A 14,560-nucleotide genomic window follows, 5' to 3' on the forward strand; every position below is an offset into this window, starting at 1 on the left:
CACAAAAGATTGAACATGAAGATTTGGCAAAAAAATATTGATGTGGATTCCTTTGTAGAATCCTTTACGGTTGGTCGCGACCGCGAGATGGATCTACACTTGGCTGCTGCTGATGTGCTGGGTTCTTTGGCGCATACGAAAATGTTGGAAAGCATTGGCTTAATGAGCGCGGAAGATCTTGCTGCGGTGCAACAGGAATTGAAAACCATTTACCAAGAGGTGATGGACGATAAATTCCAGATTGAGGATAGCGTAGAAGATGTGCACTCGCAGGTAGAGATGATGCTGACCCAACGGATTGGGGAGGCAGGGAAGAAAATCCATTCCGGCCGATCGCGTAATGATCAAGTCTTGGTCGATCTGAAGTTGTATTTCCGTTCCGAAATCGAAAGCATCTTCCAGAATACCGAAACCTTATTTCAACAATTGATTCAATTAAGCAATCAATACCAACAGGTGTTGATGCCCGGATATACCCATTTGCAAATCGCGATGCCATCGTCCTTTGGCCTTTGGTTTGGTGCCTATGCCGAGAGTTTGATCGACGATTTACAGCTTTTAAAAGCGGCTTGGTCCGTATGCAATAAGAATCCACTGGGTTCTGCTGCAGGCTATGGCTCGTCCTTCCCTTTGAACCGGACCATGACCACCGAACTGCTGGGCTTTGAAGATTTAAACTATAACGTGGTGTATGCGCAGATGGGGCGTGGTAAAACCGAGCGTATCTTGGCGCAGGCCATGAGTTCTATTGCCGCTACCTTGGCGAAATTTGCCATGGATGTGACCTTGTTTATCAATCAGAATTTTGGCTTTATCTCTTTTCCGGCTCATTTGACCACCGGATCGAGCATTATGCCGCATAAGAAAAACCCAGACGTGTTCGAGTTGATCCGTTCTCGTTGTAACAAAATTCAGGCTTTACCGAATGAAATTGCTATGATGACGACGAACCTTCCGGTTGGTTACCACCGCGACTTGCAATTGCTGAAGGAAAACCTGTTCCCAGCCTTTCAATCACTAAATGATTGTCTTGCCATCGCGACCTATATGTTGCAACACATCAGCATTAAGGAGGATATCTTAGACGATCCGAAATATGATTATTTATTTAGTGTGGAAGTGGTTAATAACGAGGTGTTAAAAGGCATTCCATTCCGTGAGGCCTACAAAAATATTGGTTTGGCGATTGAGGAAGGTACTTTTCAACCGGCCAAAGAAGTGAACCATAGCCATGAGGGTAGCATCGGCAACCTATGCAATCATCAATTAGAACGTATGTTTGCGGAAGTGAAGCAAGCCTTTGGCTTCGATAAGGTGCATCAGGCACTCGATGCGCTCGTGAAGTAAAAAATAAAAAGAAAGGTAAAAAGGAGGTCTTAGGCCTCCTTTTTTATGCTGAATTTATACTTAATCATGCTTTCAAACTGCTCGCCGGGTTTCAACAGCACGGGAGGGAAATGCGCCTTGTTCGGGCTATCCGGATAATGCTGTGCTTCGAAACAGAATCCACCATAGCGCAAATAACGTTGCCCCGCTTTTCCTTGATCGTCGGCAAGGAAATTCCCCGAATAAAAATGCATCGCCGGTTCAGAGGTAAATACTTCCAACAAGATGCCGCTTTCTTTTGCATAGGCCGTCGCTGCCGGTTGGCTTGCTGCAACTTTATTCACATAGGAGTGGTCGATGCCACTGCCAAATACAATCTGCTCTTCTGTACTGCTAATGGAATCTACTAATTTGCGGGGTTCCCGAAAGTCTAATGCTGTTCCGGCAACCGGGAGCACTTCGCCTGTGGGGATTTGATTCTCATCTATCGGGATAAATTCTTCGGCAGGTACACAGAACTCATGGTTCAATACATCGCCATTGCCTTCGCCATTGAGGTTGAAAAACGCATGGTTGGTGAGGTTGACAATCGTGGGTGCATCGGTGGAGGCGCGGAAGGTCATCAGGATTTCGTTTTCATTGGTCAACTCATAAGTAATGGTTGTCTTTAACTCGCCCGGAAACCCTTCTTCTCCGTCCGGGGAAATATAATAGAAGTTAACAATCTTATTAAAGCTGACTTGTCGATCCCATATCCGGTTATGAAAACCTGTAGGCCCACCGTGTAAACTGTTGCTGCCGTTGTTTTGGTTCAGGCAATACTCTTTTTCGTTTAAGCTGAACTTTCCTTGGGCAATTCGGTTACAATAGCGGCCGATTGTTGCGCCATGGTAAGGCTCCTTGGCATCCAGGTAGGCTTGTATACTGGGGAAGCCCAGGATGACATCGATGAGGTTACCGTGCTTGTCGGGCACCAGGGCACTCACCAAGCGAGCACCAAAGTCGGTTAAGGCAACTTCCATCCCTGCACGGTTGCGAAGGGTAATTAGGTGGGTGTTTTTCCCCTGGATGTTGCTTTCAAAATCTTTTTTCTCGGGAAGGGTATAGACAATCATTGTTAGGCATATTACTCGGTTAAAGATAGTAAATAAGGGAATGGAAGCCAAGAAGAAAAACTTTAATAAGCCCGTTGATTTTTGTAAATTCAAGGAAACGAAAAGGAATGAAACCGATTTATTTTTATTTTGCCAGCTTGGCGATCCTGTTATTCTTGATCGCTATTTTTCAGGTTTCTACGGCTTCCAATTTCAGCATTCAGCCAACGAGCAGCTTTGTGCTGACTTGGCCTTTACGCCATTTGGTACTTGCCTTGGCGGGTATTTCCCTTTTGTTTGCCTTACTCTATCGTTTCAGCGAAGAGCAGCTGTATTCGCACCGTTGGTCTATCATGCATTTCATCTGTTTAACCTGCCTATGTTTAAATGTGTATACCTGGCAGTTACTCGGGCTTCGCTACCTGGATCGCTTGGCAGAATGGAAGGGCAACCCCCAGCAAATAAGTCAGTTAACGGAGACTTTCCAGCGGATACAGTCCTTTTACATCCTTTCGTTCCTCATTTTAGTAGTGATGCAAAGCCTTTATTTTCTGAATTTAGGCTTAGGCCTCTACTACCAAAAAAGCGCCGCGCAGTCCTGAGCTCCCATTTTTAAAATGTATATTTGCCTAGCAAAATCTGATTGTTTTAATGAATTGGAACCAACTGATATCGGCCAAGCGCTGGGGATATGAACAACGGGAGCCTAGTGAGCATTTTGATGCCCGCTCGGAGTTTCAACGCGATTATGATCGTTTGATCTTTTCCTCACCTTTCCGCCGTTTACAAAATAAAACCCAGGTATTTCCATTGCCGGGCGTGGTGTTTGTGCATAACCGCTTAACCCATAGCTTGGAGGTGGCCTCCGTGGGGCGTTCTTTAGGACGTTTGGTGTATAACTTACTGAAGAAAAAGCATCCGAATATTGATGTGGAAGCACCATTTTTACAGGAGGTGGGTAATATTATTTCGGCAGCCTGTTTGTCGCATGACTTGGGTAATCCGGCTTTTGGCCATTCCGGGGAAGCGGCAATTTCTACGTTCTTTACCGACGGTAAGGGTATGAAATACCAAGAAATGGTGAGTAAGGAGCAATGGGCTGATTTGACGCATTTCGAAGGAAACGCCAATGCGTTACGGATTTTAACGCATGCCTTCAATGGCAAGGATCCGAAAGGATTTGCGCTGACCTATACCAGTTTGGCGGCGATTGTTAAATACCCTTGTGCAGCGATCGACGGACATATTAAAGGTTCCCATCACCGCAAGAAATATGGGTTCTTCGATGCCGAGAAAGCCTGCTTTGAACGCATTGCCGATGAGTTGGGGTTGAAGCGTGATCCGCAGAATCCAAAGGGCTTTTTACGCCATCCCTTGGTGTATTTGGTGGAAGCAGCCGATGATATCTGTTATAATATCATCGATCTGGAGGATGCACACCATTTAAAAATACTGTCTTATCAGGAAGTGGAGGAATTATTATTGCCTTTGTGTGCCGGTGAAGACCTGCGTGCGCGTTTGGATAGCTTAGGCGATACCGCCAGCCGCGTGTCCTTATTGCGGGCCAAGGCCATCAATACCCTGATCAATGGCTGTGCACAAGTATTTGTGGACCATGAGGAGGACTTCTTGAACGGTAGTTTTGATAAGCCCTTGATGGATGCCCTGAATGCCGATATCGTCGCACATATGCAACGAATTTCGAAGATTTCAGTAGCCCGCATTTACAATGCGCCAACTGTTGTGCAGATTGAAATTGCTGGTTTTAAAGTGATGAATGCCCTGCTGGAAGAATTTGTACCGGCCTATCTGAAAACCAATAAGTCGATGTTCGACAAAAAGTTGGTGGCCATGATGCCTGAGCAGTTCCATGCAGAAAATGAAGATATATATACTAAAATTCGCGCAGTACTGGACTTTGTGTCTGGCATGACCGATGTCTACGCCGTGGATTTATACCGTAAAATAAAAGGAATTTCTATAGCCTCGTTGGGGGAGTAGATTTTAGATGTGAGATATGAGATATGAGATATGAGATATGAGAACGGTATTGTTCCTTATATCGATTATCTTGTTCTTTGCTTAGTTTTCGCATGGCTGGTAGCTATGGTTCTATATCGCTATATAGTTTAATTGCTGAAACAATGATCACTTTATTGCTGAAACAAGGTTTGTTTATAATACACTTTCCTTTACGCCTAATATAAAGATCGTTTAATCAGATTGCTTAGTTGAATAGGATTAAGAAGCAAAGGTCTCAAATCTCACATCTCACATCTCATATCTAAATATGAAAGTTGTAATTGCAGAAAAGCCTTCCGTAGCACGTGATTTGGCACGCGTAATGGGTGCGAAGGAAGTAAAAGATGGATATATTGCCGGGAATGGTTATGCCTTTACCTATGCTTTTGGGCATTTGGTGCAGCTGTGTACACCCCAAGCTTATGGTTTTCATACCTGGTCGATGAAGAATTTGCCTATTATTCCGACGCAGTTTGGATTGGAAGTGAAGAAGATTCGTCGGGATGGTAAGCAGCTGGATGATCAGGGTGCCTTAAAGCAGCTGAATACCATAAAGTACTTATTGGAACAGGCGGAAGAGATTATCGTGGCGACGGATGCTGGGCGTGAAGGGGAGTTGATTTTCAGAAATATCTATTATTACCTGAAATCGGAGGTTCCTTTTCGGCGCTTATGGATATCCTCGCAAACGGATAAGGCTATTAAGGAGGGTTTTGCCAACTTAAAGGCCGGCACGGAATACGATAGCTTATACATGTCGGCGCGCTCGCGTTCCGAGTCGGATTGGCTGATCGGGATTAATGCAACCCAAGCCTTAACCCTGGCCGCAGGTAATAAGGGCCTGCTATCCTTAGGACGTGTGCAGACGCCAACCTTGGCGATGATCTGCTCGCGTTATTTAGAAAATAAAGATTTTAAGCCTCAGGCTTTCTATAAAATTCAGGCGGGTTTTGAAAAGGAGGGCATCCAGTTTAAAGCGACCTCGAATAAGATCGATAAAAAGGACCTGGCGGAGGAAACGATTGCTAAGATTCAGGTGGGTAGTAATGCCAAGGTGACCCAGGTGGAAGCCAAGGAAACCAAGGAACAACCGCCGTTATTATTCGATTTGACCTCCCTGCAGCAAGATGCCAACAAGAAGTATGGTTATTCTGCGGATCAGACCTTGAGTATTGCCCAAACCCTGTACGAGAAAAAGGTGATTACCTATCCGCGTACCGGTTCCCGCTATATTGGGGAAGATGTGTTCGAGAAAATCGAGGAGCTGTTCCAACACTTGGCAGATACCGCTACGGAGCAGATTGCCGTGATTTCTAAGAACCTCATTGGTGCTAAGCTGAACAAGCGATCGGTAGATGATAAGAAGGTAACGGATCACCATGCGTTGTTGGTGACCGAGGAGAAGCCTGGCCCCATGCCGATGGATCAGCAGAACATCTACAACATGATTGCCAAGCGCATGGTGGAGAGCTTTTCGGAGGTCTGTTTGAAGGATATCACTACGGTGACCATCGATGCGGCAGGGGTGGAGCTGATTGCGAAAGGAACGGTGATTCGCCAATACGGATGGCGTTTATCAGCCGATCAGGTGGAAGCACCCGACGAGGATAAAAACACCGACGATCAGGATAATGAAAATGCACAGCTGCCTAAGCTTTCTGCGGAGGAGTTGTTAGAAATATTAACCTTAGAACTTGCGGAGCGCTTTACCAAAGCGCGTCCTATCCATACGGAGGCCTCGCTGTTAAAGGCGATGGAAACTTCGGGCAAGGAGATTGAGGACGATGAGATGCGGCAGGCCATGAAGGATTGTGGCTTGGGTACCCCGGCAACACGGGCCGCAACCATTGAAACGCTGTTTCAGCGCGACTATATTAAACGCGATAAAAAGAAGCTGATTCCCACCGAAAAGGGCCTGGCGGTTTATCACTTGGTGAAGGATCGTTCCATTGCGAAAGTGACCCTGACAGGGAAATGGGAGCAGAAGCTGGAGGAGATGCGCGCCAATAAGGTAAGCTATGATGTGTTTATGAAGCACATTAAAGATTATACGCAGAAGATTACCGGCGAGCTGCTGCAATTGCGGGTGGCGATTGCCCATGAGGAGCTGAAGCCGCAGCAAAAGGGCAAGATCAAATGTCCGAAATGCGATGCTGGCCAAATCCAACTGTACGATAAGGTTGCCCAATGTGATCATTATGCCCGCGGTTGCGACTTCAAGATCTGGCGTAGTCTGCATGGTGTTTTTCTGGAAGAGAAGGAAATGAAGAACTTATTGGAAAAGGGAAAAACATCGGCCTTGAAAGGCTTGAAGCATACCGATGGCCGCCTGGTTGATGGTAGCCTCCTGTTTACTGATTTTAAAGTGAGCATAGGCTAATACCTGTCCGCTTTCAGGTCATACCTTCGTAATATGTCGTTGAAAAAACACGTTAGCTAGTCTATTATCTTACCTTTGCAAGCATATGGCAACAGAACTCTATAATCCTTTTTTGAATTTCACCTTCGATCAGAAGACATGCTTTCTAACGGGAGCACCCCTGCAATCGGCCGACGAGCAGATTCAGGTTTTCCCGATGTGGATGATGCGCGCCTTCAACCTGGAGGAGCAACCTTTTAAGATGCTGGATGAAAGTTTTAGCACCTATAAGAAGTTGCAATTGCCTTGTTCTACAGAGGCTGCGGCTGCGGTAGAAGCCATTGACCGTCGGGTAGAATATGCGATGGAAAAAGGCTATGAAGGGGTGAAAGAACTGGATCAGCTGACCCTGTTTCAATGGGTAGGCAAGATTCTGTATGGCGTTGTTTTCAATGAAATTCAAGCCGGTATCCGCCAAGCGGTGCTGACAGGAGAGGAGATGAACTTCTCGCAGGCTTTGGTGCATAAGTTCAAAAACTTGCATGCCATGCTGCAATCCATGGTTCGCCCGATGGAGTTTGAACATAAGAATCCATTTACGGTGGAAGTATTTCATGTGGATAATGCCGCGGAAACCTTCTTATACCGCGATGAGATCAACACCTTGGTGTTCTCCTTGCGCATGAAGAACTTTGGCTTGATAGCTACCTTACAGGATAATGGAACCAACGGTATTTACCACGAGGAAGCCATTGCCCTGATGAAGGAGCAGTTTTTACATCCGATTCAGTTTGAAGAAATCTGTGCTCGTTATTTTTATACAGCCTATCTGTTTAATCGTTTACCGGAATATACCTATATGCAGGTGGGCGAGAAGGTATTTGTGGAGCCTATGCCGCTAAATGATTGGACGATGAAGCCCATCTTCGATCCTTGGCAAGCCAAGACCTATGGGCAAGTGCTGGAGAACTTCTGGAAGCCTTGGGGCTATACGCTGTTCGAGATTATTAAAGACCCGGAACATCCGATGAGTTTTATTAAGGATGCCGAGGGCAAAGCGATTACTGTAGAAAACTTACCCCAATAACAAGAAACGGCGGACCATCAGGTTCGCCGTTTTCTTTTATGCTTAGCCTTTCATTTCCAGTTTCAGGAAGCGTCCGGTTTCGGAGTTCTTCTGTTTGATAAGCTCCTCCGGTGTGCCTTGGAAGAGGACTGTTCCGCCGTTCTTACCGCCTTCAGGGCCCATATCGATCACCCAGTCGGCCGCTTTGATGACATCTAGGTTATGCTCGATAATCAAGATGCTATTGCCACGGTCTACCAATCGGTTAATAACACCTAGCAGCACATTGACGTCTTCAAAATGGAGTCCTGTTGTAGGCTCATCCAAGATGTAGAAGGTTTTGCCGGTATCTTTCTTGGATAGCTCGGTCGCTAACTTGACGCGCTGCGCTTCCCCACCGGATAGGGTGGTGGAGGATTGTCCTAAGGTGATATAGCCTAGTCCTACATCTTGCAGGGTTTTAATCTTGCGATAGATGGACGGGATGTTCTCGAAGAAGTCTACGGCATCATCGATGCTCATATCCAATACATCGGCGATGGACTTACCCCGATAGCGTACTTCCAGGGTTTCCCGGTTATAGCGCTTTCCGTTACAGGTTTCACAAGGAACCTGCACATCCGGCAGGAAGTTCATCTCGATAATCTTCATACCTGCACCCTGGCAGGTTTCACAACGGCCGCCTTTCACGTTGAAGGAGAATCGCCCGGGTTTGTAGCCACGGATCTTCGCCTCCGGTAATTGCACATATAAGGCGCGAATATCGGAGAAGACCCCCGTGTAGGTGGAAGGATTCGACCGCGGCGTTCTTCCAATCGGCGATTGGTCGATTTCAATGACCTTGTCGATATGTTCTAAGCCTTCAATCTTTTTATAAGGAAGGGGTTTTGCCTTCGCACGGAAGAAGTGATGGTTCAGGATGGGGTATAGGGTGTTGGTAATGACGCTGGACTTCCCAGAGCCGGATACCCCGGTTACTAATACTAGTTTCCCTAAAGGAATATCAATGCTGACATTCTTGAGGTTATGGCCGGTCGCTCCTTGAAGGGAGAGGCTATGGCCATTGCCTTCGCGTCGCTCGCCGGGAACAACAACTTCCTTTGTGCCGTTTAAGTAGGCTGCGGTTAAGGTATCGGCTTTGAGGATCTCATCTGGCGTACCTTCTGCCACTACCTTACCACCGTAAAGACCGGCAGCTGGTCCCATATCGATTACATGGTCGGCATGCAAGATCATATCCTTATCGTGCTCTACCACGAGCACCGAGTTACCGATGTCGCGAAGGTTCTTCAGGGCGCTGATCAAGCGTTCGTTATCGCGTTGATGTAGTCCGATACTCGGCTCATCAAGGATGTATAATACGTTTACCAGTTGGGATCCTATCTGTGTCGCTAGGCGGATACGCTGCGCCTCACCACCGGAAAGACTCTTCGAGCTGCGGTTTAAGGTCAGGTAGTTTAAGCCTACATCCAACAGAAAGCCCAAACGGGTTCTGATTTCTTTAATAATTTCTGTAGCGATGATTACCTGGCGTTCATTCAGGCGGTTTTCTAAGCCATCGAACCATTCATTCAGTGCCACAATATCCAGGGATGCTAATTCGGCGATATTCTTATTGTCGATTTTGAAATGTAGCGATTCTACTTTCAGGCGGTCGCCATGGCAGCTCGGACAAGGTACCTGTGTCCGGAAGTCTTCCAACGCCGGGCTGTCGTCTGAGTATTTCCCACTCATCTCCTCCAGCATCTTGAAGATCCCGGCGAATTGGATTTTATATTCGCGGGCGCCGTATGAGCCGTAGGAAACGGTTAAGTGGATAGGTTCTTCTTCTCCGAAGAGCAACATATTGATAATATCGTCGGAAAGCTTTTCGACAGGGGTAGTTAAGGAGAAGTCGTACTTCTTGGCCACCGCCTTCAACACAGCGAAGTTCCAGGACTCCCGTAAAGGGCCTAACGGCACAATAGCGCCTTTTTGAATGCTTAAGGTTTTATCGGGGATTACGATGTTCTTATCGATCTCAAAGATATAGCCTAGGCCATCGCAAGTAGGACAGGCACCATAGGGCGAGTTAAACGAAAAGGTATTCGGTTGCGGCTCATCGTAGGAAATACCCGATTCGGCATCCATCAGATAGCGGCTAAAGAACTGTTCTTTATTTTCTTTGTTGGCAATCTTGATAATCCCTTTGGCGGTTTTTAATGCTTGCCCGATGGAGGTATATAAGCGCTTTCGCGAATCACCATCCACCATCATGCGATCAACAACGATCTCAATGTCGTGGATCTTGTAACGGTCGACTTGCATTTTGGGTGCCAGGTCGAGGATTTCCCCATCTACCCGGACTTTGGTATAGCCTTGCTTTCTGATTTGCTCAAACAGCTCACGGTAGTGTCCTTTCCGACCCTTTACCACGGGTGCCAGGATGTATATCGCCTCGCCATTGAAATCCTTTAGGATGCGGTCGGTGATTTCATCATCCGACATGCGCTCCATCTTCTTGCCCGATACATAGGAAAAGGCTTCCCCGGCACGTGCAAACAACAAACGTAGGAAATCGTAGATTTCCGTAATGGTTCCTACCGTAGAGCGTGGATTCTTGGACGTCGTTTTCTGTTCGATGGAAATAACCGGACTCAAGCCGGATATCTTATCGACATCAGGACGCTCCATGCCCCCTAGAAACTGTCGGCTGTAGGCCGAGAATGTCTCCATATAACGGCGCTGTCCCTCGGCATAAATGGTGTCAAAAGCCAGTGACGACTTGCCGCTGCCACTTAAGCCGGTGATGACTACCAATTGATTTCGAGGAAAAGAAACGTCGATGTTTTTTAGGTTATGTTCGCGAGCTCCAAATACTTCAACCTCGCTTTGATCTCCTAGATCTACTGCTTTTCGTTGGGCCATTAATCTATCCTTCATTTGCAAGATGCAAAGTTACAGATTTTTATAGAGACATTTTAGAGGCGCTAGCTTTAATGTCTAATAATCGACGTTCTACAAAAAAGTATTACCTTTATTCTACAAAAAAATTACACTTGAAAAAACTAGACGTTAGTAAAACCGAACGGGAAATTCTGGAAGACGCCCTAAACCATTGGCAAGAACAGCATTTACTGGATGCTAATAAAGCTGCAGAACTGAAGGAAAACCTAGACGATAAAGGCTTTGAATGGGGAGTGCTGGCACGATATGCTTTTTGGGTAGCATTGGCGTCCTTAATCTTTTCGGTGGTCTCCTTATTCTCCGATGATTACCTCAGTAAGCTCATCGAGAACTTTTACGATACGCCGAATGTGGTGTTTTGTATTGGCTTCGCCGGATTGGCAGTGCTGTTTTACCTGCTGGGCTTCCGTAACAAACAAAAGAACCCGGATAAAGCCTTCTCCAATGAAACCCTCATGCTGGCAGGATCGTTCTCCACTGCGGCCAGTATCGGATTTCTAGGACAGATTCTCGATCGTAATGAACATCATTTCACGATTCTCTTTCTGCTATCGATCCTGATCTATGGCTATCTTTCCGTGAAGCTGCAGTCTAAGCTGATCTGGGTCTTCACCCTGGTCGCTTTAGGGATATGGTTTGCCACAGAAACAGCCTACCATAGCAATTGGGGATTCAAATTCTGGGGCATGAACTATCCCCTACGCTTCACCATCTTTGGCATCCTCCTCACTTCCTTCGCTATCTTCCTGCAAAACAGAATAAAACCCCTACAATTCTTTCAATCGACTTCCTATGTAATCGGACTCTTGTATACCATGATCGCCTTATGGCTCCTGTCCATCTTCGGAAACTACAGCGATTTCGAGAAATGGTCTTCCATCCGGCAGTATGAAATCTTCTATTGGGGATTGCTTGGTATTGCCTTATCCTTAGGTTTGGCACTCTACGGCATGAAGAGCAAGGACAATGTATCCCGTGATATCGGATTTGTATTCTTTATCCTAAACCTCTATACCCGCTTTGTGGAATACCTTTGGGATAATATCAACCGAACCATCTTCTTCCTCATCCTAGCAATCTCCTTCTGGTTTGTAGGCCGCTGGGCGGAGAAGATCTGGAAAAGAAAATAATTTAGATATGAGATTTGAGATTTGAGATATGAGATTTGAGATGTGAGAGTAGGCTGGTTGATTCTTTGCCTTTTGATTTGACAATAACATCTACGCTTTTTCTTGCTTAGCATAAATAGAATATTCCATATATACAGATATTAAAAAGAGGAAAGCACTGCTTTCCTCTTTTTAATATCTGTATTTTAATAAACTTCTTTATTACAATAATCTAGTGAGATTTAAACCCTTATGAGCTGTTAAGTTCTCATATCTCATATCTCAAATCTCCTGTCTAAATTACAGATGGATTACTTCGCCGTAAGCGTCTGCTACAGCTTCCATAATCGCTTCACTCATTGTTGGGTGTGGATGCACAGCTTTTAATACTTCGTGGCCTGTAGTTTCTAATTTACGGGCTACTACCACTTCAGCGATCATCTCTGTTACGTTGGCACCGATCAAGTGAGCACCTAGGAATTCACCGTATTTAGCGTCGAAGATTACTTTTACAAAGCCATCTTTTGCACCTGCAGCTGATGCTTTACCAGAAGCTGAGAATGGGAATTTTCCAACTTTCACTTCGTATCCAGCGTCTTTAGCTGCTTTTTCTGTAAATCCTACAGATGCAACTTCCGGAGAACAGTAAGTACATCCAGGGATGTTGTTATAATCGATAGGATCTACGTGTAATCCTTTGATTTTTTCTACACAAGTAATACCTTCCGCAGAAGCAACGTGTGCTAAAGCCTGACCTTTCACGATATCACCGATAGCATATACGCCATCGATATTCGTTTTATAGTAGTCATCTACCAACACGCGGCCTTTGTCGGTTTTAACACCAACTTCTTCCAGACCTAGGTTTTCGATGTTTGGCGTAATACCAACCGCAGAAAGAACAACCTCAGCTTCAATAGTCTCCACACCTTTTGCGGTTTTGATGCTTACTTTACAAAGATCAGCTTTGGTATCTACCGACTGTACTTCAGATTTCGTAAGGATATTGATACCGGCTTTCTTCAACGATTTCTCCAATTGTTTTGAGATTTCCTCATCCTCAACCGGAACGATACGGTCCATAAACTCAACGATGGTTACTTGCGTACCGATGGCATTGTAGAAGTATGCAAACTCAACACCGATAGCACCAGAACCCACAACAACTAATGACTTAGGTTGCTTAGGTAGGTTCATCGCTTGGCGGTAGCCAATAATTTTCTTGCCATCTTGTGGTAAGTTAGGCAACTCTCTAGAGCGCGCACCTGTGGCTAAGATGGTATGTTTTGCTGTATATTCTTTCGTTGATCCATCTTCGGCTTTCACCTCGATTTTTCCACCTTTTTTAATCTTTGCGGTACCCATGATCACGTCGATCTTGTTCTTTTTCATCAAGAACTGGATTCCCTTGCTCATGCCATCGGCTACACCACGACTTCTTTTTACGATAGCGCCAAAGTCTGCTTCACCACCATTTACTTTGATACCATATTCTTCGGCATGATTTAAATATTCGAATACTTGCGCACTTTTGAGTAGTGCCTTTGTCGGAATACAACCCCAGTTAAGGCAAATTCCTCCTAATGCTTCACGTTCGATAATGGCTGTTTTGAACCCTAATTGGGAGGCTCTGATGGCAGCTACATACCCGCCTGGACCACTACCAATAACAATAATGTCGTAATTCATAAATATTAGTTGTCGTTATGTTGTTGCGTAATTCAATTATCCAAAAGTACACATTTTTTATTTACTCTTTCCATTAGTTTATCCTAATTAGGTGGAAAATAGCACAGAAGTGTCATAAATATTATTAGAAAAGAGATCGCTTTTGGAAACTGCAGTAATTGATTTATTTTGCGAATTCTAATAGATTAACTATGTTACGTATATTTCAACAAGTAGCCCTTTGGGAAGCCATTTCCACTATTTTATTGTTCTTTGTCGCTATGCCTTTAAAGTACTTCGCCGGCATTCCGGAAGCCGTGCGTGTTGCAGGTTCCATCCATGGATTTCTGGTTGTTCTTTTTGTGGTGCTATTGATTGCTTGTTGGCAAACGACAATTGGACCTTTGGCCGCGTTGTTAAGTATTTCATCCTGAGTTTGATTCCTGTGGTATCCTTCTGGGTAGAGAAAGATTTGAAGCGCGAGATCCAAGCGCAGAAAGCGGCTTAATCGCGTTTATTGATATCCTTTTCGATACTCATATAGTCATAAGTAATCTTCGTCTTACCGTGGGGAACGGGATTCCCTGCGGGATCTAGATTGACGAAGACCAGCTTATCGATGGAAAGGATGGTTTTCCGACTGATTTTATTGCGCACTTCGCAACGCATGGTTAGGGAGCTGTTTCCGAAGTGGATCGCCTCGATACCCAGTTCGATGATATCGCCTTGCTTCGCAGAAGATACGAAGTTTATCTCCGATATATACTTGGTTACCACATGTGGGTTGCCCAGTTGCACAATCGCGTAGATTACAGCTTCTTCATCAATCCAACGCAAGAGGGTACCTCCGAATAAAGAACCGTTCGGATTGAGGTCTTCGGGTTTTACCCATTTTCTCGTATAAAAGTTCATGAAACAAATTTTGTAAATAACAAAGAAGGCAAACCTCGGTTTGCCTTCTTGCTGTTTT

11 protein-coding genes are annotated in these 14,560 nt (G+C 45.3%); 7 read left to right on the plus strand and 4 right to left on the minus strand.

The window, feature by feature from the left end:
• Positions 1-15 precede the first annotated feature (15 nt).
• The gene (gene argH / locus GQF63_RS14720) at positions 16-1,347 is read left to right on the plus strand and encodes an argininosuccinate lyase (RefSeq protein ID WP_160370005.1); all 1,332 of its coding nucleotides are present in this window, start codon (positions 16-18) and stop codon (positions 1,345-1,347) included.
• A gap of 29 nt (positions 1,348-1,376) precedes the next feature.
• Here argH and GQF63_RS14725 read toward each other — a convergent pair whose 3' ends face one another.
• Positions 1,377-2,441, minus strand: a complete 1,065-nt coding sequence (locus GQF63_RS14725; RefSeq protein WP_212592598.1) for an aldose epimerase family protein — start codon at positions 2,439-2,441, stop codon at positions 1,377-1,379.
• A gap of 107 nt (positions 2,442-2,548) precedes the next feature.
• Here GQF63_RS14725 and GQF63_RS14730 point away from each other — a divergent pair, with 107 nt between their 5' ends.
• The 4 genes from GQF63_RS14730 to GQF63_RS14745 all read left to right on the plus strand — a co-directional run bounded on the left by GQF63_RS14730 (position 2,549) and on the right by GQF63_RS14745 (position 7,888).
• Positions 2,549-3,022 (plus strand): hypothetical protein, encoded by a 474-nt coding sequence (locus GQF63_RS14730; protein ID WP_160370006.1) that lies wholly within the window; start codon positions 2,549-2,551, stop codon positions 3,020-3,022.
• A 49-nt stretch (positions 3,023-3,071) separates the two neighbouring features.
• Entirely contained in the window at positions 3,072-4,421 is a 1,350-nt protein-coding gene (locus tag GQF63_RS14735) for a deoxyguanosinetriphosphate triphosphohydrolase (protein ID WP_160370007.1), read from the plus strand.
• A 289-nt stretch (positions 4,422-4,710) separates the two neighbouring features.
• Positions 4,711-6,822, plus strand: a complete 2,112-nt coding sequence (locus tag GQF63_RS14740) for a type IA DNA topoisomerase (RefSeq protein ID WP_160370008.1) — start codon at positions 4,711-4,713, stop codon at positions 6,820-6,822.
• Between the two features lie 85 nt (positions 6,823-6,907).
• Positions 6,908-7,888, plus strand: coding sequence for a hypothetical protein (locus GQF63_RS14745; protein ID WP_160370009.1), 981 nt, complete (start codon positions 6,908-6,910; stop codon positions 7,886-7,888).
• A 42-nt stretch (positions 7,889-7,930) separates the two neighbouring features.
• Here GQF63_RS14745 and uvrA read toward each other — a convergent pair whose 3' ends face one another.
• Entirely contained in the window at positions 7,931-10,789 is a 2,859-nt protein-coding gene (gene uvrA / locus GQF63_RS14750) for an excinuclease ABC subunit UvrA (RefSeq protein WP_246163555.1), read from the minus strand.
• Positions 10,790-10,905: 116 nt separating this feature from the next.
• On the opposite strand from uvrA, the gene GQF63_RS14755 reads away from it, so the two are divergent.
• Entirely contained in the window at positions 10,906-11,943 is a 1,038-nt protein-coding gene (locus GQF63_RS14755; protein ID WP_160370010.1) for a DUF2157 domain-containing protein, read from the plus strand.
• 279 nt (positions 11,944-12,222) lie between these two features.
• On the opposite strand, the gene lpdA is transcribed toward GQF63_RS14755, so the two are convergent.
• Positions 12,223-13,611: a dihydrolipoyl dehydrogenase gene (lpdA, locus tag GQF63_RS14760; protein ID WP_160370011.1), complete on the minus strand. Its 1,389-nt coding sequence runs from the start codon at positions 13,609-13,611 to the stop codon at positions 12,223-12,225.
• 191 nt (positions 13,612-13,802) lie between these two features.
• On the opposite strand from lpdA, the gene GQF63_RS14765 reads away from it, so the two are divergent.
• Positions 13,803-14,024, plus strand: a complete 222-nt coding sequence (locus tag GQF63_RS14765; protein WP_246163557.1) for a DUF3817 domain-containing protein — start codon at positions 13,803-13,805, stop codon at positions 14,022-14,024.
• 70 nt (positions 14,025-14,094) lie between these two features.
• Here the strand turns inward: GQF63_RS14765 and GQF63_RS14770 are convergent, their stop codons facing one another.
• The gene (locus tag GQF63_RS14770; protein WP_160370012.1) at positions 14,095-14,502 is read right to left on the minus strand and encodes an acyl-CoA thioesterase; all 408 of its coding nucleotides are present in this window, start codon (positions 14,500-14,502) and stop codon (positions 14,095-14,097) included.
• Positions 14,503-14,560 lie beyond the last annotated feature (58 nt).

This window comes from Sphingobacterium humi (assembly GCF_009768885.1).
In the GTDB taxonomy this organism is placed as follows: domain Bacteria; phylum Bacteroidota; class Bacteroidia; order Sphingobacteriales; family Sphingobacteriaceae; genus Sphingobacterium; species Sphingobacterium humi.